22 protein-coding genes are annotated in these 23,414 nt (G+C 71.9%); 7 read left to right on the forward strand and 15 right to left on the reverse strand.

The features are described from left to right. Positions 1 to 3 precede the first annotated feature (3 nt). The 8 genes from FHS38_RS22230 to FHS38_RS22265 form a co-directional block, all read right to left on the reverse strand. On the reverse strand, positions 4 to 1,122 hold the full coding sequence (locus tag FHS38_RS22230; RefSeq protein WP_184736048.1) for an ROK family glucokinase: 1,119 nt from the start codon (positions 1,120 to 1,122) through the stop codon (positions 4 to 6). 269 nt (positions 1,123 to 1,391) lie between these two features. Then, entirely contained in the window at positions 1,392 to 2,228 is an 837-nt protein-coding gene (locus FHS38_RS22235; RefSeq protein ID WP_184736050.1) for an ATP-binding cassette domain-containing protein, read from the reverse strand. Next, positions 2,225 to 3,277 (reverse strand): ABC transporter permease, encoded by a 1,053-nt coding sequence (locus FHS38_RS22240; RefSeq protein WP_184736052.1) that lies wholly within the window; start codon positions 3,275 to 3,277, stop codon positions 2,225 to 2,227. Before FHS38_RS22240 ends, FHS38_RS22235 begins: the two co-directional genes overlap by 4 nt. Then, the gene (locus FHS38_RS22245) at positions 3,274 to 4,284 is read right to left on the reverse strand and encodes a sugar ABC transporter substrate-binding protein (RefSeq protein ID WP_444545773.1); all 1,011 of its coding nucleotides are present in this window, start codon (positions 4,282 to 4,284) and stop codon (positions 3,274 to 3,276) included. Before FHS38_RS22245 ends, FHS38_RS22240 begins: the two co-directional genes overlap by 4 nt. Before the next feature lie 272 nt (positions 4,285 to 4,556). Further along, positions 4,557 to 5,306, reverse strand: a complete 750-nt coding sequence (locus FHS38_RS22250; RefSeq protein ID WP_184736055.1) for a GntR family transcriptional regulator — start codon at positions 5,304 to 5,306, stop codon at positions 4,557 to 4,559. 316 nt (positions 5,307 to 5,622) lie between these two features. Continuing rightward, on the reverse strand, positions 5,623 to 6,822 hold the full coding sequence (locus FHS38_RS22255; protein ID WP_184736057.1) for a cytochrome P450 family protein: 1,200 nt from the start codon (positions 6,820 to 6,822) through the stop codon (positions 5,623 to 5,625). Positions 6,823 to 6,879: 57 nt separating this feature from the next. After that, entirely contained in the window at positions 6,880 to 7,608 is a 729-nt protein-coding gene (locus FHS38_RS22260) for a bifunctional 4-hydroxy-2-oxoglutarate aldolase/2-dehydro-3-deoxy-phosphogluconate aldolase (protein ID WP_184736059.1), read from the reverse strand. Positions 7,609 to 8,122: 514 nt separating this feature from the next. Further along, positions 8,123 to 8,542, reverse strand: coding sequence for a ribonuclease (locus FHS38_RS22265; protein ID WP_184736061.1), 420 nt, complete (start codon positions 8,540 to 8,542; stop codon positions 8,123 to 8,125). A 191-nt stretch (positions 8,543 to 8,733) separates the two neighbouring features. Between FHS38_RS22265 and FHS38_RS22270 the strand changes: the two genes are divergently transcribed. The 4 genes from FHS38_RS22270 to FHS38_RS22285 all read left to right on the forward strand — a co-directional run bounded on the left by FHS38_RS22270 (position 8,734) and on the right by FHS38_RS22285 (position 10,960). Next, positions 8,734 to 9,378, forward strand: coding sequence for a helix-turn-helix domain-containing protein (locus tag FHS38_RS22270; protein WP_184736063.1), 645 nt, complete (start codon positions 8,734 to 8,736; stop codon positions 9,376 to 9,378). Further along, positions 9,375 to 9,572: a DUF6126 family protein gene (locus FHS38_RS22275; protein WP_184736065.1), complete on the forward strand. Its 198-nt coding sequence runs from the start codon at positions 9,375 to 9,377 to the stop codon at positions 9,570 to 9,572. The genes FHS38_RS22270 and FHS38_RS22275 overlap by 4 nt, the downstream gene beginning before the upstream one ends. A gap of 84 nt (positions 9,573 to 9,656) precedes the next feature. Further along, the gene (locus tag FHS38_RS22280; protein WP_184736067.1) at positions 9,657 to 10,319 is read left to right on the forward strand and encodes a transcriptional regulator; all 663 of its coding nucleotides are present in this window, start codon (positions 9,657 to 9,659) and stop codon (positions 10,317 to 10,319) included. Positions 10,320 to 10,360: 41 nt separating this feature from the next. Further along, the gene (locus FHS38_RS22285; protein WP_184736069.1) at positions 10,361 to 10,960 is read left to right on the forward strand and encodes a GNAT family N-acetyltransferase; all 600 of its coding nucleotides are present in this window, start codon (positions 10,361 to 10,363) and stop codon (positions 10,958 to 10,960) included. Here the strand turns inward: FHS38_RS22285 and alc are convergent. Both alc and allB read right to left on the reverse strand, forming a co-directional pair. Then, positions 10,950 to 12,086 (reverse strand): allantoicase, encoded by a 1,137-nt coding sequence (gene alc, locus FHS38_RS22290; RefSeq protein ID WP_184736071.1) that lies wholly within the window; start codon positions 12,084 to 12,086, stop codon positions 10,950 to 10,952. The genes FHS38_RS22285 and alc overlap by 11 nt on opposite strands. Next, positions 12,083 to 13,426, reverse strand: a complete 1,344-nt coding sequence (allB, locus tag FHS38_RS22295; RefSeq protein ID WP_184736073.1) for an allantoinase AllB — start codon at positions 13,424 to 13,426, stop codon at positions 12,083 to 12,085. The genes alc and allB overlap by 4 nt, the downstream gene beginning before the upstream one ends. Before the next feature lie 243 nt (positions 13,427 to 13,669). On the opposite strand from allB, the gene FHS38_RS22300 reads away from it, so the two are divergent. Continuing rightward, complete coding sequence (locus FHS38_RS22300; protein ID WP_184736074.1) at positions 13,670 to 14,455, forward strand: IclR family transcriptional regulator; 786 nt, start codon at positions 13,670 to 13,672, stop codon at positions 14,453 to 14,455. Between the two features lie 149 nt (positions 14,456 to 14,604). On the opposite strand, the gene FHS38_RS22305 is transcribed toward FHS38_RS22300, so the two are convergent. Next, a complete protein-coding gene (locus tag FHS38_RS22305) occupies positions 14,605 to 15,018 on the reverse strand; it encodes a DUF5955 family protein (protein ID WP_229822586.1) in 414 nt (137 codons plus the stop codon). Positions 15,019 to 15,213: 195 nt separating this feature from the next. On the opposite strand from FHS38_RS22305, the gene FHS38_RS22310 reads away from it, so the two are divergent. Then, positions 15,214 to 15,855, forward strand: a complete 642-nt coding sequence (locus FHS38_RS22310) for a nucleotidyltransferase family protein (RefSeq protein ID WP_184736077.1) — start codon at positions 15,214 to 15,216, stop codon at positions 15,853 to 15,855. 216 nt (positions 15,856 to 16,071) lie between these two features. Next, positions 16,072 to 17,697 carry a malate synthase A gene (aceB, locus tag FHS38_RS22315; protein WP_184736078.1) on the forward strand — a complete coding sequence of 542 codons (1,626 nt, stop codon included), beginning with the start codon at positions 16,072 to 16,074 and terminating at the stop codon, positions 17,695 to 17,697. 20 nt (positions 17,698 to 17,717) lie between these two features. Here aceB and FHS38_RS22320 read toward each other — a convergent pair whose 3' ends face one another. From FHS38_RS22320 to pucL, 4 genes are all read right to left on the reverse strand, one after another. After that, positions 17,718 to 19,229 (reverse strand): YfcC family protein, encoded by a 1,512-nt coding sequence (locus FHS38_RS22320; protein WP_184736080.1) that lies wholly within the window; start codon positions 19,227 to 19,229, stop codon positions 17,718 to 17,720. A gap of 110 nt (positions 19,230 to 19,339) precedes the next feature. Beyond that, positions 19,340 to 20,758, reverse strand: coding sequence for a nucleobase:cation symporter-2 family protein (locus FHS38_RS22325; RefSeq protein WP_184736082.1), 1,419 nt, complete (start codon positions 20,756 to 20,758; stop codon positions 19,340 to 19,342). A gap of 323 nt (positions 20,759 to 21,081) precedes the next feature. After that, positions 21,082 to 22,482 (reverse strand): 8-oxoguanine deaminase, encoded by a 1,401-nt coding sequence (locus FHS38_RS22330; protein WP_184736084.1) that lies wholly within the window; start codon positions 22,480 to 22,482, stop codon positions 21,082 to 21,084. A 28-nt stretch (positions 22,483 to 22,510) separates the two neighbouring features. Continuing rightward, the gene (pucL, locus tag FHS38_RS22335) at positions 22,511 to 23,413 is read right to left on the reverse strand and encodes a factor-independent urate hydroxylase (RefSeq protein ID WP_184736086.1); all 903 of its coding nucleotides are present in this window, start codon (positions 23,411 to 23,413) and stop codon (positions 22,511 to 22,513) included. Between the last annotated feature and the right edge of the window lies 1 nt (position 23,414).

Raw genomic sequence — 23,414 nt, forward strand, 5'->3', positions numbered from 1 at the left:
TGATCACCCGCGGCCCGCCTGGGCGTACCGCTCGTAGCGCTCGACCCGGCGCCGGTTGGCGCGCCGGAAGCGACGGGCGACGAGCCGGGCCAGGTCCGCGGCGCCGACCATGCCCGCCTCGGGGCCGAGCTGCGCCTTGACGATCCGGGCCTCCGGGCGGTAGCCGCGGCCGGTGAGGTGGCGGCGGAAGGCGTCCCGGGCGGGGCCGATCAGCAGGTCGTCGGCGGCGCTGACGCCACCGCCGATGACGAAGCAGGACGGGTCGAGGGCGGCGGCGAGATTGGCGATGCCCACGCCGAGCCACTGGCCGATGTCCTGGAGCAGCTCCACGCACATGGCGTCGCCGGAGCGTGCCAGCTCGGTGATGAGCGGGCCGGTGATCTCGGTGATGTTGCCGCCGACGCGGTCGATGATGCCGTACGCGACGGGGGACTCGGCGGCGGCCAGCTCACGGGCCTCGCGGACGAGGGCGTTGCCGGAGCTGTACTGCTCCCAGCAGCCGCGGTTGCCGCACGGGCAGCGGTGGCCGCCGGGGACGACCTGCATATGGCCGAACTCGCCCGCGACCCCGTACTTACCGCGCTTGACCTGGCCGTCCTCCAGGATCGCCCCGCCGATGCCGGTACCGAGAGTGATCATCACGAGGTGGTCCTCGCCCCGGCCGGCGCCGAAGCGCCACTCGGCCCAGGCGGCGGTGTTGGCGTCGTTGTCCACCATGACGGGGACGGCGAGCCGGCCCGCGAGCCGGTCCCGCAGGGGTTCGTTGCGCCAGGACAGGTGCGGGGCGAACAGGACGCGGTTGCGGTCGGCGTCCACCCAGCCGGCGGCGCCGATGCCCACGGCGTGCACGTCGTGCCGGTCGGAGAGGTCCAGCACCAGCTCGGTGATGGTGTCCTCGACGACCTTGGGGCTCTTGGACTTGTCCGGCGTCTCGGTGCGGATCTTCTCCAGGATGTTGCCGTCGGCGTCGACGACGCCCGCCATCACCTTGGTGCCGCCGATGTCGATGCCGACCGTGGGGACGCGGGGCGCCGTCAGGTGCGAGCGCCGCTCGCGGGTGCCCACCGTGCGGAGCACGGTCGCTCTCGCCGTACCCCGGTGGAGGTCGCGGTACATGCTCATGGCTGTACCTCCGCCACGGCGTGGCCTCCGGCGGGTGTACGGGGGCGTGCTCGCACGAGTCGTCGTCCCTGCGGGGTCTCGGAGAGGCGGGTGCCTCTGTGGATTACGGTCGGTGCGATTGTGCCTCACCGGAGCGTTCCTTACCGCATCGCGTGCGGCTGGGCCGCGCCCGTGGGGGCCGCTGCGGCGGGCCGTTTCCCTCCCGCCCGCCCGTCACCCGGCACGTGCGGGGCGCGAGCGGGCCCGCCCGTACGGGGCCGGGCCCGTCGTCAGCCGTCCTCGCCGGAGGCGACCGGCTTGCCGCCGATCACGTCCGGGCCCGGGGCCCGCTCCAGCTCGTGGCTGAGCTGCTCGAGCTCGCTGCCGCCCGCCATCTGGCGGGTGAGCTCGTCGAGGGCGATCTCGGACTTGGCGTGGCTGCCGGCCATCGCACCGCGCTTGAGCAGCACGAAGCGGTCGCCGACGAGGTAGGCGTGGTGCGGGTTGTGGGTGATCAGGACCACGCCGAGGCCCGCGTCCCGGGCCGCCGCCACGTACTTGAGGACCACACCGGACTGCTTGACGCCGAGCGCCGCCGTCGGCTCGTCGAGGACGAGCACCTTGGCGCCGAAGTAGACGGCGCGGGCGATGGCCACGCACTGCCGCTCACCGCCGGAGAGCGTGCCGATGGGCTGGTCGACGTCGCGCAGGTCGATGCCCATGCGCAGCAGCTCGGCGCGGGTGGTCTCGCGCATCCGCGCGGCGTCGAGGCGCTTGAAGGGGCCGACGCCCTTCGTCGGCTCGGAGCCGAGGAAGAAGTTCCGCCAGACGGGCATCAGGGGCACGACCGCGAGGTCCTGGTAGACCGTGGCGATGCCGCGGTCCAGGGCCTCGCGGGGCGAGCCGAGCCGGGTCTCCTCGCCCTCGATCTCGAAGGTGCCGGCGTCGTGCTGGTGCAGCCCCGCGATGATCTTGATGAGGGTGGACTTGCCTGCGCCGTTGTCGCCGAGCACGCAGGTGATCTCACCCGCGTGCACCTCCAGGGAGACCCCTTCGAGGGCACGGATGTTCCCGTAGAACTTGCTGACGTCCGTCAGCTCGACCAGCGCGCTCTGTGTGTCGCTCACTTCGTCGCCTCCGCCCGCTTACGGACCCACGCGTTCAGCAGCGTCGCCAGCAGCAGCATCGCGCCCAGGAAGAACTTGAACCAGTCCGGGTCCCACTGGGCGTAGACGATGCCCTTGCTGGTCATGCCGAAGATGAACGCCCCGACCGCGGAGCCGATGGCCGAGCCGTAGCCGCCGGTCATCAGGCAGCCGCCGATGACGGCCGCGATGATGTAGAGGAGTTCGTTGCCGACGCCCTCGCCGGACTGCACCACGTCGTAGGACATCAGCAGGTGCTGACCGGAGACCCAGGCGCAGAAGGCGACGGCCATGTACAGGCCGATCTTGGTGCCCTTGACGGGGACGCCCACGGCGCGGGCGGCTTCGGAGTTGCCGCCGACCGCGAAGATCCAGTTGCCGACGCGGGTGCGCAGCAGCACCCAGGTGGCCAGGGCCACCAGACCGAGCCACCAGAGGATGGTGACCTGGAGGTCGACGCCGCCGATCGTCAGGTGCGAGGCGAAGACCGCGCGGGCGGAGTCGAAGCCCTCCATGTCACCGATGGTCTTGGTGGAGACGGTGCCGCTGATGAGCTTGGTGAAGCCCAGGTTCAGACCGGTCAGCATCAGGAACGTGGCCAGCGTGATGATGAAGCTGGGCAGCTTGGTGCGGGTGAGCACGAAGCCGTTGAAGAAGCCGACGGCCAGCATCGTGAGCAGCGAGACACCGGCGCCGACCCAGACGTTGGCCGTCATCTGGTAGCTGAACATCGAGGAGACCAGCGCGGCGCTGGTCACCATCACACCGGCCGACAGGTCGAACTCGCCGCCGATCATCAGCAGCGCCACCGGGACGGCCATGATGCCGATGGTCGAGGACGCGTACAGCACCGTCGACAGGCTGGACGCCTGGAGGAAGCTGTCGGCGACGGTCGAGAAGAAGACGAAGACGGCCACCGCGCCGACGACCGCGCCGAGCTCGGGGCGGCCGAGCAGCCGGCGCAGGTGGGAGCGGTGCGCCAGCCGCTCGTCGGGCGCGTCCTGGACGGGCGCGGTCGCGGGCGCGCTCATCGCGTACCCCGCTTCGTGTACTCGGCGAGGGTCTTGGCGTCGTCCTTGGTGACGATCTGCGGACCGGTCAGGACGGGGCGGCCGCCGCCGAGCATGTCGCGGTTGTAGCGGTAGAGCCAGAGCAGGTCGACGGCCTCGTAGCCCTGGAGGTAGGGGTCCTGGTCGACGGCGAAGCCGAGCTTGCCGGACTGCAGGGCGTCGGCGACCTTGGCGTTGAGGTCGAAGGTGTCGACCTCGGCCTTGCTGCCGGCCTGCTCGGCGGCCTTGACGGCGGTCGGCGCGAAGGGGGCGCCGAGGGTGACGACCGCGTCGATGTCCTTGTCGGACTGGAGCTTCGCCTCGATGGACGACTGCACGTTGGGCATGTTGGTGCCCTCGACGTAGAGGTTCTGCAGGTCGCCCTTGAAGGTCTTCTTCACGCCGTCGCAGCGCTGCTCGTGGCCGACGTTGCCCTGCTCGTGCAGGACGCAGACGGCCTTCTTCTTCCCGCGCTCGTTGAGCTGCTCGCCGACGGCCTCGCCCGCGATCACCTCGTCCTGGCCGATGTGGGTGAGCGCGCCGAACTCCTTGGACTTCTCGGAGCCCGAGTTCACGGTGATCACCGGGATGCCGGCCTTCTTCGCCTTCGCGATGACGTCCTTCATGGCGTCGGGCTTGGCGAGGGTGACGATCAGGCCGTCGACCTTCTGGTCGATCATGGCCTGCACGTTCTGGGCCTGCTTGTTCCCCTCCACGTCGTGGGAGTAGAGGAACTTGATGTTGTCCTTGACCGCCGCCTGCTTGGCACCGTTCTGGACGATGTCCCAGAAGGTGTCGCCATCACCCGAGTGGGTGACCATCGCGAAGGTCCAGCGGGGCGTGTCGACCGCGGCGCGCCCCTGGGCGGCCTTGGCGGCCCGCTCCTCCGCGCGCTTGCCGCCCGTAGCGCTGCACCCCGCCAAGGTGGCGCCGAGCACCGCTGCCAGCACGGCGCTCACCGCACGTACGCCTGTCCGAACCCTTGCCACGAGGACTTGCCCCTTCTCACTGTCTGTCACGGTGCGGCCGGACCCCGTTCCCGCGAGCCCAACCGCCCAAGTATCCGTCACCATCCGTCACCGCTGACCGCCGGGGCTTCGCCGGGGTCCTCCGCGGGGCTGTTTGCGTGTGGCAGGAGTTCTAGTGGCGGGCGACACACCACGTCAAGACTTTGTCAGAACATTCTTACGAACTGACCCATCGGCGGAGCCATGACCTCCGCTTTTACGGACGGAGCCCGGAAGGCACCGCACGGCACGCCCTAGGGACGGACGAGAAGCTGGAAGTCGAAGGCGTAGCGCGAGGCACGGTAGAGATGTGAGCCGAATTCCACCGCACGACCCGTGTCATCGAAGGTGGTCCGCTCCATCGTCAGCAGCGGCGCACCGGTCGGCTCGGCGAGCCGCTCACCCTCCTCGGCGGTCGCGGCGCGCGCGCCGACCGTCTGCCGGGCGCTGTGCAGCGTGATGCCGGCCGAGCGCATCAGGCGGTAGAGCCCGGTCTCCTCCAGCACGTCACCGCCGAGGTCGAGCAGCCCGACGGGGAGGTGGTTGCGCAGATGGGCCATGGGCTCGCCGTGTGCGAGGCGCAGCCGCTCGATGTACACGACGTCGGCACCCTCGGCCACCCCGAGCGCGGCGGCGACCCGGGCGGTGGCGGGCTCGACGGAGTTGCGCAGCACCCGGGTGGCGGGCTGCTGGCCCGCGGCCTCGAGGTCGTCGTAGAGGCTGCTGAGCTCCAGCGGCCGCTTGACCTGGCTGTGCACGACCTGGGTGCCCACGCCGCGGCGGCGCACGAGCAGGCCCTTGTCCACGAGCGTCTGGATCGCCTGCCGGACGGTGGGCCGGGACAGCCCGAGCCGCGCGGCCAGCTCGATCTCGTTGCCGAGGAGGCTGCCGGGGGCCAGCCCGCCCTGTTCGATCGCGGCTTCGAGCTGCTGGGACAGCTGGAAGTAGAGCGGGACCGGGCTGCCGCGGTCGAGGGTGAACTGGAGAGGTTGCTGCTTCGCCACGAAGGGAGCGTAGCCGTAGGACCGGATGACGGATAGTCCGGAGATCCGGTTGTCCGGACATGCACGGAGGCCCGATACGCAGGGTGATCACGACGGGCCGGCCTCACACGTGCGGGTGAGGGTCCCGGGGCAGCCGGAGAACGTCGCCGTCCGGGAGAACCGGGGCGGGCGCACGGAGGGCGGCGAAACCCGCCGTGACGAGGCGGCCGGAGAGGTGGCGGCGGCCTCCTCCACCGAGGAGCGCGCCCGGGCGCAGCCGGACCGCGCCCGGGACGAGCTCGAAGGATCCGTCGTCGGACCGACGGCACACCAGAGGTCAGAAGCTGACGGGCAGTCGGTGCGGGCCGCGGATGAGGAGGCCTTCACGCCAGGTCAGCGCGGCGGGGTGGGCGTCCAGCGCCAGGTCCGGGCAGCGCTCCAGGAGGGACCGGACGGCGATCCTGGCCTCCAGGCGGGCCAGCGGCGCCCCCAGGCAGTAATGGATGCCGTGTCCGAAGGCGACGTGACCGCGTGCGTCACGGCGGATGTCGAAGCGGTCCGGCTCCGGGAACCGGGCGGGGTCCCGGTCGGCGTCGGCGAGGGCGGGGAGCACGAGTTCACCGGCGGGGATGAGGGTGCCACCGATCTCCAGGGGTTCGGTGGTGAAGCGGAACGTGGGCGTCTCGACCGGCCCGTCGTAGCGCAGCATCTCCTCGACGGCGTTGTCCAGCAGCCCGAAGTCGGCCCGCAGGTCCGCCAGCTGGTCGGGGTGGGTGAGCAGCGCGAGGACACCGTTGGAGATGAGGTTGACGGTCGTCTCGTGGCCGGCGACGAGCAGTATCCAGGCCATGCCGAGGAGTTCCTCGGGGGAGAGCCGGTCGCCGTCCTCGTCCGTGGTGCGGATCAGCGCGCTCATCAGGTCGTCGCCGGGCTCCTGGCGCTTGGCGGCCACCAGCTCGGCGAGATAGGCCGCGACCTCCGCCGCCGCCTCGCGCTTCTCCTGCGGCGGTGCGGAGCCCACCACCGTGTTCGACCAGCCGCGGAAGGCGTCCCGGTCGAGGGACGGCACGCCGAGCAGTTCACAGATGACGCCCATGGGGAGCGGGAAGGACAGCGCGTCGACCAGGTCGGCACGGCGGTCCGGGGCCACGAGCATCGCGTCGATCAGCTCGTCGGTCATCTCCTGCACCCGTGGGGCCATCGCCTGGACCCGCCGCGGGGTGAACTCCTTGGTGACGAGCTTGCGCAGCCGGGAATGGTGCGGCGGGTCGAGGTTCAGCATGTGCGGGCCCGCGGCGACGAACGGCAGGGAGAAGCTCTCGGAGGCGTGCCGGATCTCCTTGGACAGCCGGGGGTCGTTGAGCATGGCGCGCACCTCGTCGTGGCCGACGACGACCCAGGCGTCCGCGCCCTCCGGCATCCGCACCCGATGCACCGGCCCTAACGCGCGCAGCTCCGCGTAGACCCGGTACGGATCGCGGGCGAACTCCCCGCCCATCCCCGCCAGATCGACTATGTCGCCCGTACTTGTACCCATGGGTGGACCCTCCTCGGTTGACCGGGTCCTCACATTAACGGGCGCACCCTCGTCGGATCATCGTCGATACGCGGCCTCCGGTCGGGCGTCGGGGCCGGTGCCGAAGGTGTCGTCGGGGTCGAAGGGGTCGGGGGAGACGGGGTGTTCGAGGTCGGCGCCGGGATCGGCCGCGTCGGCGAGGCGGCCGAGGAGGTCGGCGGCGCGCTTGGCGACGGTGTCCCGGTCGCCTTCGGAGAGCACGGAGCCCATGGCGCAGGCGACGGCCCCGGCGGCGATCCACTCGGGAGCGCTGTCGATGGTGATGCCGCCGGTGGGCAGCAGCGCCGACTGCGGCAGGGCGGCCCGGATGTCCTCGATCCAGCCCGGGTGATGGGCGGAGGCGGGGAAGAGCTTGAGGGCGTCGGCGCCCAGCTCCAGGGCCCGGACGATCTCGGTGGGGGTGGAGACGCCGGGGAAGACGGGGACGCCGTAGCGGTGTCCGGTGCGGATGACCTCGGCGTCGAGGCTGGGCGAGACGAGGAAGCGGGCACCGGCCTCGACCGCCATCCGCGCGGAGGGGGCGTCCAGCACGCCGCCCGCCCCGATGAGGGCCTCGTCGCCGACCTCGCGGGCCAGGGTGGTGACGACCTCCAGGGCGAACGGCGTGGCCAGCGATATCTCCAGGCTGGTGATTCCGGCGGAGAGCAAGGTGCCGGCCGTCGCCGTGGCCCGGTCGTAGCTGTCGCCGCGGACGACGGCGAGGACGCGCTGTGCGAGCGCGGCTCCGGTGATCTCCCAGCGGTACACGGCAGTTCGCCGCCCTTCTCGATGTGCGTACGGTGTCGATGCGATGGGTGCGAGGTACGGGTCCGAGCGGGGTCCGAGCGGGTCAGGGTACGGCCCATCGGGCCCAACGGGGTGGTCCGGACGTGGTGTTCGACGGATCCGAGGGCCGTTCCGGGCTTCGGCGAGGCCCGTCGGCGGCCCGCGGAGGCCGGTGCGGGAACGCCCGGGGGTCAGCCGCCTGTGCGGCGCGTGCCGCCCGAACTCCCGTCCCGAGCGGGGAGGACGGCGGTCCCGGCGGGTATGCGGAGCACGACCTCGCGAGTCATCGCTTCCAGGTCCCTCATCACCGATGCCACGAGCGCCTCCCCGAACGTCGTCCCCTATCAAAACGTTAACGGGAGGCGCTGACAATCGGACCCCGAGTGCCGCCGGCGCCGGGACGGGTCAGCGGGGGGAAGCAGGAGAGTCCCGCCACCGTGGGCGGTGGCGGGACTCTCGTGTCGATCGTTCACGGGACCACCGTGGGTCCGCGCTTTCAGCAGGTGCGGTCGACCAGGTCGAAGGTGGCGTAGTGGTCGCCGGTGTAGTAGTCCTCCTGGCTCTTCTGCCCGGCGACGATGCGGCGGGCGCCACGGTCCGGGGAGCCGGGGGTCTTCACCGTGTACTCGTGGTAGTAGCCGCTGGACTGCTTCGGCAGGACACTCTCGCGGTTGGAGAAGACGGTCCCGTCCTTCGGGTACGGGAAGGGGCCCCCGGCCTCGATCAGGCGCAGGGTGTCGTGGGCCTGCGAGGGCAGGTCGGAGTAACAGATGTCGCCGACGATCTTCATGGCGACCGTCGAGTGGACCGTCGGGGCGGCGGTCGCGGCCGGGGCGGCGACGGCGGTGCCGAACAGGAACGTCGAGGCCAGAACGGCGAGAGCGGCGGTACGCGCGATGCGGTGGGGGGTTCTCATGACGCCAGCATGGCGCGACGGGTACATGTCACGTCAACGCTGATGATCAACTGTTTCCCAGGTGTTCACGGCATCCCCCGGGTGTTCACTACATCCGGAAGGCGGCCTTTCGTTCCGTGCGGGAATTGCAGGCGATTTACCCCTGAGGCAAAACTTTTGCCCCATAGGCAAGAGAGGGCTATACCGGAGCCATGAGCCAGTTGCCCGACCAGCCCGACGCGCCGCCCGACGGCCACGCCGACCAGCTGCCCGACGTCGCCCCGCGACTGCGGGCCCTGCGCAAGCGCAGCGCGCTGACGCTGGAGGCCGCCGCGGCCCGGGTCGGCCTCTCCCCCGCCCACCTGTCGCGGCTGGAGACCGGCCGTCGGACGCCGTCGCTGCCGATGCTGCTGGCGCTGGCCCGCACCTATGGAACGACGGTATCCGACTTGCTGGGCGAGGTGCCCGCGGAGCGGGACCCGATCGTGCGGGCGGACCGGATGGAACCGCAGGAGGCGGGCGGCTGGACGTACTGGCGGGCCGGCGGCTCGGGCCGGGCCATGCAGGCGCTCCGGCTGCACGTGCCGGCGGTCGGCGGCCAGGACGAGCTGGTGCGGGTGCACGCGGGCGAGGAATGGCTGTACGTCACGAAGGGTCGGCTCAGGCTGACGCTCGGCGAAACCGTGCATCTGCTCGGCCCGGGCGACTCCGCCCACTTCGACTCCCTCACCCCGCACCGCATCGCCGCCGCCTCGCACGGCGGGGTGGACCTGCTCTTCATGCACACGCTGATGCAGAGCGGTGTGGCCGAGCTGTGCCTCGGCCACGCCGCACCGACCCGAAGGGGAATGCCATGAGCGACGCCGACCTCACGCGCGCCACCACCGACGACACAACGACCCACAGCCCGCGCGGCGCCACGGAACGCAAGCGGAACGAGGAGGACCGGGCCCCGATGGGCATGACCATCCGGGTCTTCATCTACCTGGTGGCCGTCCACTTCATCGTCGCGTTCTTCTTCCTGATCTTCTGGCTCGCCGGGGCGGAGTGACACGCGCGGCCCTCGCGCCGCACGGCACGATCTTCTGGGAGCCTGGTCGTCGGTACCGGTCGGCCACACCCGGGAGGCGGAGCCATGGCGCGTACGGCTGAGGACGTTCTGGCGGACGCCGTGCGCCGGTCGGCGCCGGGTGACGACGCGAACAGGCTCGTGCCGCTGATCGAGGCGGGCGCGGCGCCACGGGAGACCATCGCCGCCTTCGCACTGGAGCAGCACCACATCATCACCGGCGACCGGGGCAGTTTCCGGCGGCTCGCCGAGCGGGCCGCCGGCACCCATCCCGCCGTGGCCGACTTCTTCACGTCCCTGGTCCGGGGCGAGGACGTCGCGCTGGACCGGCTCGGCGCCCTGGCGGGCGCCTGCGGGCTGGACGGGACGGCGGTGCGGGCGTACGAACCGCTGGCCGGATGCCAGGCGTATCCCGCGTACACGGCCTGGCTGGCGCTGCACGCCGAACCCGCCGACGTGGTCGTGGCACTGACCGCCAACTTCGCGGCGTGGGGCGGCTATTGCGCCACCGTCGGCCGGGCGCTGCGCCGTCACTACGGGTTCGACGACGCCGCGTGCGGCTTCTTCGACTTCTTCGCCGAGCCCGCGCCGGAGGGCGTGGAGCGGTCGGCGGCGGCCGTCCGGGCGGGCCTCGCGGCCGGGCTGGTCTCGGAACGGCTGGCGCATCGCTACGGACGTCTGCTGCGGGACTACGAGCTGATGTTCTGGAACACCCTCGCCGGCCCCTGATCCGGTCCGCGAGGCGTCATGGGCCGCTATACGGTGGCGACATGACGAGTATCGAACACACCTCCGTCGTCTACCGGGTGGCCCGTGCCGAGGAGTCGGACGCCGCCCTGGCGCTCGACAACTCCTTCACCACGGACTCCGTCATCGAGGTGACGTCCACGGACGACGGCTTCCGGCTCCGCGAGGTGGCCGTGGACCCGCCGCTGCGCAAGGTCTTCCCCGACGACGAGGAAGACGAGGAGGACGGCGGGGTGGACGGAGGCGGGGAGGAAGGCGGCCCGGACGACGGGACCTCGACCACCCGTGTCGTCGTCGCGCTCGACGGCGACGGCGCGCTGTGCGGCGCGATCACCACCGAGTTCACGGCCTGGAACAGCCGTCTCGTCATCGCCGACGTCCGGGTCGCGCCCGGCCACCGGGGCCGGGGCGTCGGGCGCGGCCTCATGGACCGCGCCCTCGACCACGGCCGGGAACTGGGCGCGCGCACCGCGTGGTTGGAGGTCACCAATGTGAACGCCCCGGCGGTGCGGGCGTACCGCCGGATGGGCTTCACGCTGTGCGGCGTGGACGTCACCCTCTACACGGGCACCGCGTCGGAGGGCGAGCAGGCCCTGTTCATGAGCCGTCCGCTCACGACGTGAGGCGGCGCGCCCCTTCCTCCGTGAGCGATCCGTGGACGCGCAGCCGGGCGATGCCGCCGTCGGGGTAGATGTCGATCCGCAGGTGCGTGGCCGTGGTGGCCTTCTCCAGCGGGAAGCGGTGGACGGTGTCGGGCTGGAGGCGGGTGCGGGGCAGGATCTCGGTCCAGCCGGTGGTGTGGTCGGCCGGGTCGGCGCCGGTGGTGGCGTCGAGTACGGACAGGGCGGCCCAGCCCGCCGCGTTGCCCTTGTAGCAGCCCGTGTCGATCTCGACGGCGCGCGGCACGGACTGCTCGGTGAGGCGGTAGCGGACCCAGTCGTGACCCTTGTCGCGTCGACGGCGGGTCTCCCAGCCGTCGTCCATCTTGCGGGACCGGCCGGGCTGGATGGTGTGGACGGGCGGGGAGTAGAAGCGGTCGGAGGCGTCCTCGGCCCGGCCGCCGTTCTCCAGGGCGACGAGGTCGAAGGTGCCGAGGACCGCGAGCCACGCGGGGTCGGGGACGACCTCGCCGTGGACGCGCAGCCGGGCGATGCCGCCGTCGGGGTGCTGGTTGAGCCGGAGGTGGGTGAAGCGCCGGGGGTCGCGGACCGCGAAGCCGTTGGCGGCGTGGCCCCCGACGGGGGTGCGCGGGACGAGGACGGTCCACCGGACGTCGGCGGCGAGCAGGTCCTCGGCGGAGGGCGTACCGGCGACGGAGGCGGCCTCGACGCTGACGGCCTGCGGGTAATTGCCGCGGAAGTGGGCGGTGTCGACGACGATGCCGCGCACGACGCCGGGCGCGCCGAGCCGGATCAGGGCCCAGTCGTGGTCCTCGTCCGTGGGGTGCGGCGTGTCGGCGGCGGCACCCCGGCGGCGGCGGGTCTCCCAGCCGTCCATGATTTTGCCCTTGTGGCCGAAGCGCTCCGGGTCGAAGTGGGCGGCCTCGGGGTTCAGCAGGTTCTCGCGCTCGGCGAAGAACTCGTCGTTGGCGGCGAGCACGCCCGCGCCCAGCCGGCGGTCGGCCAGGTCGGGCAGGTGGGTGAAGTCGAAGGTGGCCGAACGGTAGTCGGCGTAGGGGTCGCCGCCCGCGTACGGGTTCGCGTCACCGGCGAAGGCGGAAGAGGGGGGTGTACCGGGGGTGCCGCTCATGCGCTGCGCTGCCTCTCCAGAAGTCGGCCGGTGGGTTCGCCGGGCGTGCCGTGGTCGGCGATGCGGTGGCCGCGCAGCCACGTCGACCGTACGACCCCGCTCAGTGTCCTCCCGGCGTAGGCGGTGGTGGGGTTGCGGTGGTGGAGTCCGGCCGGGTCGACCGTGAAGGTGTCGTCGGGGGCGAGGACGGCGAAGTCGGCGTCGCGGCCCGCCTCGATGGCGCCCTTGTGCGCGAGTCCCGCCAGGGCGGCGGGTGCGGTGGCCGTCCAGCGGGCCACGTCGGTGAGCGAATGGCCGCGTCGGCGGGCCTCGGTCCACAGCGCGGGCAGGCCGAGCTGCAAGGAGGAGATGCCGCCCCACGCCTTGGCGAAGTCGGGGACCTTGAGGTCGGTGGTGCAGGGCGAGTGGTCGGAGACGACGCAGTCGATGGTTCCGTCGGCGAGGCCCTGCCACAGGGCGTCCTGGTTGGCCGCCTCGCGGATGGGCGGGCAGCACTTGAACTCGGTGGCCCCGTCGGGCACTTCCTCGGCGGTGAGGGTCAGGAAGTGCGGGCAGGTCTCGACGGTGATCCGTACGCCCGCCGCCTTGGCGGCGGCGATCACCGGCAGCGCGTCGGCGGACGACAGGTGCAGGATGTGCACCCGTGCGTCGAGCCTCCGGGCGACGTCGACGAGCGCGGCGATCGCGTCGTTCTCGGCGGCGCGCGGGCGGGAGGCGAGGAAGTCGGCGTAGCGCGGTCCGCCGTGCTGTGGGGCGCGCTCCAGATGGGCGGGGTCCTCGGCGTGCACGATCAGCAGGCCGTCGAAGGAGGCGATCTCTTCGGCCACGGCGGCCAGGTCGGCGCGGCTCAGATGGGGGAACTCCTCGACCCCGGAGGGCGAGAGGAAGGCCTTGAAGCCGAGGACGCCGGCGTCGTGCAGGGGCCGCAGATCGGTGAGGTTGGCGGGCAGCGCGCCGCCCCAGAAGCCGACGTCGACATGGGCCGCGGGGCGCGCCACGTCCTGTTTGATCCGCAGGTTCGCGACGGTGGTGGTGGGCGGGACGCTGTTGAGCGGCATGTCCACGAGGGTGGTGACGCCTCCGGCGGCGGCCGCCCGGGTGGCGGTGGCGAACCCCTCCCACGCGGTGCGGCCGGGGTCGTTCACATGCACATGGGTGTCGACGAGCCCGGGGAGCAGGGCGTCGTCGCCGAGGTCCAGGGCGACGGCTCCCGCCGGGGGTTCGCCCGGGTACGGCAGGACGGCCGTGATCCGGCCGTCGGCGACGGCGACGGAGGCGGCGCGGGTGCCCTCCGGCGTGACGACGCGTGTCGAGCGCAGTACCAACTCCACCTCGGACACGGCATCTCCTCGATTCCCGGCCTCAGACGAGCACGAACTTTCAACGTTCTGTTGAACTCGGTGGACGCAGTCTTCATTCACCGCACACCCCCGTCAAGACCCGTCCGGCGTTCGCCTGAGGACAGTCACCCCGGCAACACCTTCCGTTGCGCGGAAGAATCCTTCCGTCACGCAGAACGACGCGTAGTGCGGCCGGGGGCCTGCCGGTAGGCTGCTCCCACCCACTTCCGGAAGGACCGCGCCGTGCCCTCGTCCGCCGAGCCCAAAGCCTCGCCCACCGGAGGCGTCCAGTCGCTGGAGCGCGCCTTCGACCTGCTCGAGCGGATGGCCGACGCCGGGGGCGAGGTCGGACTGAGCGAGCTGTCCGCGAGCAGCGGACTGCCGCTGCCCACGATCCACCGGCTGATGCGCACGCTGGTCGCCTGCGGATACGTCCGCCAGCAGCCCAACCGCCGCTACGCGCTCGGCCCCCGGCTGATCCGGCTCGGCGAGAGCGCCTCCCGGCTGCTCGGCACCTGGGCGCGCCCCTACCTCGCCCGGCTGGTCGAGGAGACCGGCGAGACCGCGAACATGGCGCTGCTCGACGGCGACGAGGTCGTCTACGTCGCGCAGGTGCCCTCGCGGCACTCGATGCGGATGTTCACCGAGGTCGGCCGTCGAGTGCTGCCTCACTCCACGGGTGTCGGCAAGGCGCTGCTCGCCCAGGCCACCGACGAGGAGGTCCGCGCGCTGCTCGCCCGTACGGGCATGCCGGCGGCGACCGAGAAGACCATCACGACGCCCGAGGGCTTCCTGGAGGCCCTGTTCCGGGTGCGCGAGACGGGCTACGCGGTCGACGACAACGAGCAGGAGATCGGGGTGCGCTGTCTCGCGGTCCCGGTGCCCGACTCCCCCACGGCCGCGGCCATCTCCATCTCGGGCCCGGCGGGCCGGGTCACGGAGGCCGCCGTGGAGAAGATCGTGCCCGTCCTCCAGGAGGTGGCGGCCGAACTGTCGGTGGCCCTCGCCAACACGACGGGCTCCGGCTGAGGCCATGACGTGTACACCTCCGCTGCGCGGCGGTGTCCTCAATCGCCGGACGGGCCGGATGTGCAGCCCGTCCGGCGATTGAGGACGCGCCCGCAGGGCGCTCGCCGCCGCAGGCGGCACTGGCGGCACAGGCGGCGCAGACGGTTCGGTCACACCCCGTCAGGGGCCTCACGCGGGCGCGGGACTTCCGCCGTGGCGCGCGGCTGTTCCGGTGTCGTCGGCGCCGGCACCGGCTCCGGCATCGCGCGCGCCTGCCGGGGCACCGTGCCCGGCTGCTCGCCGAAGCTGTCGACCGCCGCGCGGACCTCGCCGAGGGCCTGGGCGAGGGCGCTGACCGAGCCCACCGCGCCCGCCACCAGCAGCAGCGAGCGGCGCAGCCGGGGCACTTCCGGTTCACCGGCGCGCGCCATGGCGTCCAGGGCGGCCAGCTCGTCCTCGGCGGCGTCCCGGTCGGGTAACTGCGCGGGGTGCGCGGCGAGCGCCCGGCGCAGCCGGGACACCGCGGCACGCAGCTCGCTCACCCTCGGGTCGTCGCCGGTACGGCCCGCTCGCTCCTCTTCCACCACAACGGCGCCTTCCGCCACAATTCTCCCCCTCCCACCCGCTCGCGCGGATCAGTTAACGCCACTTTCCGTGCGGAGCGCCACACTCACAGCGAAATTCAGGCCGCGCGCTCACGTACGGGTGACAAACGGCTGTCCACCGCACATCGGACCGCGGTCGTGTGGACTCCGGCACGCATCCGGTAAGCAAGGGCCATGGCACAGACGACAGATGCGACAGACGCGACGGACGGCCCGGTCCTCGTCGCCGGATTGCTGCTGGCGGCGGGCGGTGGCCGGCGGCTCGGCGGGCGGCCCAAGGCGCTGCTCGCCCACCGGGGCCGTCCGTTGGTGGAGCACGCGGCGCGGGTGCTGCGCGAGGGAGGCTGCGGACCGCTGTGCGTGGTGCTGGGGGCGGGGGCGGCGGAGGTCCGGGCGCGCGAGGGGCTGACGTGGCCGCCCGGGGCGGACGTGGCCGTGGTGGACAACCCCGACTGGGCGTCGGGCATGGGCTCGTCGCTGCGGACCGGGCTCGCGGCCCTCGCGGGCACGGGGGCGTCGGCGGCGCTGGTGACGCTGGTGGACCAGCCCAGGATCGGACCGGCCGCGGTGGCCCGCGTGCTGGCCGCGCACCGGGCGGGCGCGGGGCTGGTGGCCGCCTCGTACGACGGCGAACGGGGCCACCCGGTGCTGTTCGCGCGGCGGCACTGGGAGGGCGTCGCGCGCTCGGCCGCCGGCGACCGGGGGGCGCGCGCGTATCTACGGGAACACGCCGGGGCGGTCACGCTCGTCGAGTGCGGGGACGTCGCGGCCCCGGACGACATCGACACGCCGGACGACCTCTCCCTGCTCGACTGAGGGCCGAGCGAGGGGGTGAGGTGGCACCCAGCGCCACCTGGGCAACTCGGGTTCCGGATACCGACGTGGCGGAAAATCTCTCGACGCCGACAGACCATTGAACTTCCACCATGAGGAAACTATTCTCCACTGGCACCGCGTGCCGTCACCGCAGATCCGTATGACCGAGCGCCCCGGCGGCCGCCGGACGTCCGCCCGCTGAAGGAGTGACAGCCCATGTCCGCACCAGCGCCGTCCCCGCTGGCCACCGTCGTCGCCGACCCCGCCCACGCCCCGGCCCGCCAGGACGAGGTCCTGACCGACGCGGCGCTGGCGTTCATCGCCGCCCTGCACCGCCGGTTCACCCCCCGCCGGGACGAGCTGCTCGCCCGCCGCGCCGAACGCCGTGCCGAGATCGCCCGCACCGGCACGCTCGACTTCCTCCCCCGAACCGCGGCCGTCCGCGAGGACCCCGACTGGCGCGTCGCGCCCGCCCCGGCCGCGCTGAACGACCGCCGGGTGGAGATCACCGGGCCGACGGACCGGAAGATGACCATCAACGCCCTCAACTCGGGGGCACGCGTCTGGCTCGCCGACTTCGAGGACGCCTCCTCCCCCACCTGGGAGAACGTCGTCGGCGGCCAGCTCAATCTGATCGACGCCTACGAGCGCCGCATCGACTTCACCAGCGAGCAGGGCAAGTCGTACGCCCTGAAGCCCGCCGACGAGCTCGCGACCGTCGTCATGCGCCCGCGCGGCTGGCACCTCGACGAGCGCCACCTCACCGTCGACGGCCGCCCCGTCCCCGGCGCCCTGGTCGACTTCGGCCTCTACTTCTTCCACAACGCCCGACGGTTGATCGACCTCGGCAAGGGCCCGTACTTCTATCTGCCCAAGACCGAGTCGCACCTGGAGGCCCGCCTCTGGAACGACGTCTTCGTCTTCGCCCAGGACCACCTCGGCATCCCCCAGGGGTCCGTGCGTGCGACCGTCCTGATCGAGACGATCACGGCGGCGTACGAGATGGAGGAGATCCTCTACGAGCTGCGCGAGCACGCCTCGGGGCTGAACGCCGGGCGCTGGGACTATCTCTTCTCCATCGTCAAGAACTTCCGTGACGGCGGGGCGAAGTTCGTCCTCCCCGACCGCAACGCCGTGACGATGACCGCGCCGTTCATGCGCGCGTACACCGAACTGCTGGTGCGCACGTGCCACAAGCGCGGCGCGCACGCCATCGGCGGCATGGCGGCCTTCATCCCCTCCCGCAAGGACCCGGAGGTCAACGAGGTCGCCTTCCAGAAGGTCAAGGCCGACAAGGACCGTGAGGCGAACGACGGCTTCGACGGCTCCTGGGTCGCCCACCCCGACCTCGTGCCCGTCGCCCGCGCCTCCTTCGACGCGGTCCTCGGCGACCGGCCGCACCAGAAGGACCGACTGCGCGAGGACGTGCACGTGAGGGCCGAGGAGCTCATCGCCGTCGACTCGCTGGAGGCGAAGCCGACCTACGAGGGCCTGCGCAACGCCGTCCAGGTGGGCACCCGTTACATCGAGGCGTGGCTGCGCGGCCTGGGCGCCGTCGCCATCTTCAACCTCATGGAGGACGCGGCCACCGCCGAGATCTCCCGCTCCCAGATCTGGCAGTGGATCAACGCGGGTGTCGTCTTCGACAACGGCCGCAAGGCCACCGCCGAGCTGGTCCGCGAGGTCGCGGCCGAGGAACTCGCCGCCGTCCGCGCCGAGACCGGCCCGGACGGCTTCGCCGCCGGGCGCTGGGAGGAGGCCCACGACCTGCTGCTGAAGGTCGCCCTCGACGAGGACTACGCGGACTTCCTCACCCTGCCGGCCTACGAACTGCTGGGGTAGCACCTCGCTGGGAGCGGCCGTCACGTCACGGCCGCGCCCAGCGCCACGAAGCCGCAGATGAGGACGGCCAGGATCGCCAACAGCGGCCACACGAACCGTAGGTACTTGTCGTAGCCGACCTTCGCCAGCGCCACCCCGCCCATGACGACGGCGGTCGTCGGCACCCACAGGTTCATCCAGCCGCTCGCCGCCTGCCAGGCCGTGACGACCACGGCCCGTGAGACGCCGGCGAAGTCCGCGAGCGGCGCGAGGATGGGCATCGCGAGGGTGGCGTGGCCGGATGTCGAGGGGATCAGGAAGGCCAGCGGCAGGTTCACGACGTAGACCATGACCCCGAACAGTGCCGCCGGGGTGCCGGACACCGCACCCTCGATGGAGTGCAGAACCGTGTCGATGATCTTCGAGTTGTTCATGATCACGGTGATGCCCCGCGCAAGGACGATCACGAGCGCGGGCGCGATGAAGTCCGCCGCGCCCTGCACGATCGTCGCACTGAGCCGCTGCTCGCCCAGCCGGGCGACGAGCCCGACCAGCACCGCCGCCGCGATGAAGAGCGCCGCCAACTGCGCGAAGGACCAGCCCAGTTCCCACGCGTACGGCGTCGCGTCGGCGTCGCCCGTGAGCGCGCTCGCCCAGGGGATCACCGAGAAGATCATGAACGCGAAGACCAGCACGACGACGGCGAGCACCGCCTTGTGCAGACCCGTGAGCTCGGGTGGCTCCACGGCCGCGGCCGCCAGTTCGCGGTCGCCCGGGCGGAAGCCGACCAGTGAGCGGCCCGGGTCGGCGCGCACCCGGTGCGCGTACCGCACGACGTAGCCGATGGTCACCGCGGTGAGGACCACCCACATCGCGAAGCGCAGCGCGATCCCGTCACCCAGCGAGACGTCGGCGGCGGAGGAGGCCACCCCGGTGGCGAAGGGGTTGACGGTGGAGGCGAGCACGCCGACGCCCGCGCCGAGGATGATCGTGCCGGTGGCGACCATGCGGTCGTAGCCGAGGGCCAGCATCAGCGGGACGATCAGCCCGTAGAAGCCGAGGGTCTCCTCGGCGAAGCCCTCCACCGTGCCCAGCAGCGAGAAGACGGTCATGACGGCCGCGATGAGCAGGGCGCCGCGGGCGCGCAGCCGGTGGGCGAGCCGTTCGATGCCCCGGTCCAGGGCGCCGGCGGCGAAGACGACGGTGATGAACGCGCCGATGGCCAGGACGAAGAGGAAGACACCGGCGCTGCCGTACAGCGCGCCGGAGGCGTCCGGGGTGACCTGGCCGGTGGCGGCGTCGCGCACGCCGTAGAGGCCGTTGACCGGGGACAGGAACAGCTCCCCGAGCCGGTGGGTGAAGTCGCCGGGCGCCGACTCCCGGTGGTAGGTGCCCTGGATCGGGTTGCCGTCGGCGTTGCGCCTGTACACGCCGGAGGGGACGACGAAGGCGAGGATCCAGACGGCGACCGTCACGACCGCGAGGACGGTCAGGGCGCTGGGGAAGACGAAGCCGCGTTTCTCCTCCGGCTCCCCCTCGGCATCGTGGTCCACGCCGGGAACCCCTCTCCGCACTGACGGGTGGTCACTTTGCCCCGATTGTGGCGTAACGCGGCGGCTCTCCCTAGCCGCCACGCACGGACCGGCCCGTCCCCGGCGGGGGATCAGCGCACGACCGGCACCGGCTGCTCCGGCACCCCCGCCACTGGGGCGGGGCTCGCCCGCCGGCGGCCGAGGTGGTTGAAGGCGAGGTTGAGGACGACCGCCGTGAGACAGCCGGCGCTGACCCCCGAATCCAGGATGATCTTCAGGGTCTCGGGGATGGCCGTGTTGTCGTAGAAGGTCTTGGAGACCACCGGGATCAGCCCCATACCCAGCGAGGTGGCGGCGATCAGCAGATTGTCGCCCTGCTCCAGGCCCGCCTTGCGCAGGACGTTGACGCCGCTGGCCGCGACCGTGCCGAAGAGCACGATGCCCGCGCCGCCGAGGACCGGCTGCGGCACGACGGCGATGAGCGAGGCGAAGACGGGGCTCAGTCCCAGCAGGACGAACATCAGGCCGCAGGCGGCGACGGTGTAGCGGCTGCGCACCTTGGTGATGGCGACCAGGCCGACGTTCTGGGCGAAGGCGCTGTTGGCGAAGCCGTTGAAGAGGGGGCTGAGCGCGGTGCCGAGCGTGTCCGCGCGCAGCCCGCCCGCGATGACCTTCTCGTCCGCCTCACGGCCGACGATCTCACCGAGCGCGAGCATGTCGGCGGTGCTCTCGGTCATGCAGACCAGCATGAGGATGCACATGGAGACGATGGCGGCGGCCTCGAAGACGGGGCTCCCGAAGTGGAACGGCGTGGGGAAGCCGACGACGGCGGCGTGCCGGGTGGCGGTGAAGTCGACCACCCCGGCCGGGATCGCGACGAGGGTGCCGGCGATCAGACCGAGCAGGATCGCGATCTGTTGCAGGAAGCCCCGCAGCAGCCGCCGCAGGACCAGCACGATCAGCAAAGTGACCCCGGCCAGGCCGAGGTTGGTCAGGGAGGTGGGTTTCTCCGGGTGGCCGCCCTGGATCCAGCCGAAGGAGACCGGCAGCAGGGTGACGCCGATCAGGGTGATGACGGTCCCGCTGACGATGGGCGGGAAGAAACGGACGAGTTTGCAGAAGTAGGGGGCGAGGAGGAAGCCGAGCGCACCGGCCACGATGACGGCCCCGAAGATGATCGGGAGGGCGTCCTTCTTGTCGGTCTGGGTGTCGGCGATGGCGAGCATCGGGGCGACGCCCGCGAAGGAGACGCCGTTGACGAACGGCATCCTGGCCCCGACCTTCCAGAACCCGATCGTCTGGAGGAGCGTCGCGATGCCCGCCGTGAAGAGGGAGGCGCCCACCAGGAAGGTGATCTCCAGCGGGGAGAGCCCGATGTAGGCGCCGAGCACGAGAGGGGGCGCGACCACGCCCGCGTAGCTGGCGGCGACGTGCTGAAAGCCGGTGGCGATCAGCCGGCCCGGGCGGGGCAGCCGGTCCACGGGGTGGACGTCGCCGGTGTCGGCTGCCGGTTCGGGGCTTGGCTCGGTGAACCTGGGCGCTGCGGCCACGGGTGCCTCCTGTCGGGGTTTCGTGTCACCGGTTGCCTGGCCGGCGGATCTTCGGGCTGCGGTTTGTCCTGCCGACGGCGGCGGATCCTCGGGCTGCGGTTTGTCCTGCCGACAGCGGCGGATCTTCGGGCTGCGGGCCGGCTCTGCCGCCTGCGGCGCCGGGCGCCTCTCGCCTGGCCGGCGAATCTTCGGCTGCGGGCCGTCTGTGCCGCCTGCGGCGGCAAGCGCCCTGCGGGCGCGTCCTCAAACGCCGGACGGGCTGAATTGACCGCTGCCCGTGGGTCCCGGCGGGACCCACGGGCCCCGGCTGAGGGCCGTCCCCCTCAGCCGAGTCTTCGGGCGATCCGGGCGAGGCGCCGGGCCTCCCGCCGGGCGTCCCGCGCGATGGTGTCCTCGTCGGCGGTGACGAGCCGGCCGGCCTCGACGACCGGCTTGCCGTTGATCAGGGAGAGGGTGACCGGTGCGGCGGCGCCGAGGACGAGGGCGGCGACCGGGTCGGCGATGGTGGAGTGGCCGAGGCCGTCGAGCTTCCACAGCACGAGGTCGGCGAGCTTGCCGGGCTCCAGCGAGCCCGTTTCGTCCGCCCGCCCGAGCACCCGCGCACCGCCGTGGGTGCCCAGCCTCAGGGCCTGCCGGACGTTCAACGCGCCTTCGCCGCCCGCCAGTCGGTGGACGAGGAGGGCGTTGCGCAGCTCGGTGTGCAGTTCGCCGGACTCGTTGGAGGCGGTGCCGTCGACGCCGAGGCCGACGGGGACGCCCGCCTTCAGCATGTCGGGGACGCGGGCGGTGCCGGCCGCGAGCCGGGCGTTGGAGGAGGGACAGTGGGCCACGCCGGTGCCGGTGCGGGCGAAGGCCTCGATGTCGGTGTCGTTCATATGGACGCAGTGGGCCATCCACACGTCCTCGCCGAGCCAGCCGGTGGACTCGAAGTAGTCGGTCGGGCCCATGCCGAACAGCTCCTTGCAGAACTGCTCCTCCTCGACCGTCTCCGAGCCGTGCGTGTGCAGCCGCACGCCCTTGCGCCGGGCCAGCGCGGCGGCCTCCCGCAGGAGTTCGGTGGAGACGGAGAACGGCGAGCAGGGCGCGACCCCGACGCGCAGCATCGAGTCGAAGCCCGCGTCGTGGTGGGTGTCGATGGCCTCCTCGGTCGCCAGGAGCGCCGCCTCGGTGGTCTCCACCGCGAAGTCCGGCGGCAGCCCGCCGGCCGACTTCCCGCGGTCCATCGAGCCGCGGGTGGGGCTGAACCGTACGCCCATCTCCCGGGCGGCGCGGATCTCGGCGCCGAGGAGGTCGCCCGCACCGCGGGGGAAGACGTAGTGGTGGTCCATGGCGGTGGTGACGCCACCGCGGACCATCATGGCGAGGGAGCCCCGGGCCGCCGCGTAGACCATGTCCTCGTCGATGCGCGACCAGGTGGGGTAGAGGGCGACGAGCCAGTCGAAGAGGTTGGCGTCCTGGGCGAGGCCGCGGGTGAGCCACTGGTAGAAGTGGTGGTGGGTGTTGACGAGTCCGGGGGTGAGCAGATGGCCGGTGCCGTCGACGCGTCGGACGACGTTGGTGAGGCCCTCGGGGGCGGCCCCCGGGCCCACCGATTCGATTCTGTTGCCGGCGACGACGACATGGCCCGAGGCGTACTCGGTGTCGTGCGCGTCCACGGTGGCGACGGCGCAGTTCTCGATGACGACGCGCGTCGGCGCGCCGCCGGGGGCCGGGGATGCTGCCATGGTGGTCCTCGTTCTGTCGGGGGTGCGCTCAGAGGTTCGTCAGATCGACCGGGATGCGCTGTTCGGCGCCGTCGCGCAGGACGGTCGCCTCGATGAGGCCGTAGGGCCGGTCGGCGGCGAAGTACACGGCGCCGTCGGCGGTGTCGTTCTTGATGCCGAACGGCGAGAGGTCCGCGAGGAAGTGGTGCTTGTTGGGGAGCGAGAGCCGGATCTCCTCGATCTCCGGGCCCCGCTCGACGACCCGTGAGCCCATCGCGTAGAGGGTCTGCTGGAGGGAAAGGGAGTAGGTCTCCGCGAAGGCGCCCAGCAGGTCCCGGCGCGCCTGTCCGTAGGAGCGGTCCCAGTCCGGCTCGGGCCGCGCGTCGTCGCTCCAGGCGTGTCGCCAGCGGGCGTGCACCTCGGTGGCGAGGATCCGGTCGCCGGTCTCCTGGAGCGTGGTGTAGCGGTCCTTGACGTAACCGCGGAACTCGGAGTCGGTGGTGTTCATCACCACGAGGTCCTTGAGCCCCGAGACGATCTGCCAGGCCGAGCCGTCGAAGGTGATCTGCGCGGTGCGCGTCTCCTGGTTCGCGCGGACGAAGGAGTGCTCGCCCGGGCCGGGGGTCGCGATCCGCTCCCAGGCGTACTCCTCGATGCGGATGCGCGCGCCGGTGACCGGCTCCTGGCTGGTGACGAAGTGGCGGGCCAGGTGGATGCCGAACTGCTCGGCCGTTTCGATGCCGTGTTCCTTGGCGAAGGCGAACACGGTGTTCTTGGTGGCGTCGGTCGTCAGGACGTTGGTGTTGGATCCGGAGAGGTGGACCTCGTCCATGTCTCCGGAGAGCGCCACCGAGACGTTGAGGTCCTTGACGTGGTGGACGGCCCCGTCGCGGGTGACCTTGAGGACGCGGTTCTCGGCTTTGCCGTACTGGTTCTGGCCAAGGATGGGCATG

The sequence above is a fragment of the Streptomyces netropsis genome (assembly GCF_014203545.1).
Taxonomy (GTDB): Bacteria; Actinomycetota; Actinomycetes; order Streptomycetales; family Streptomycetaceae; genus Streptomyces; species Streptomyces netropsis.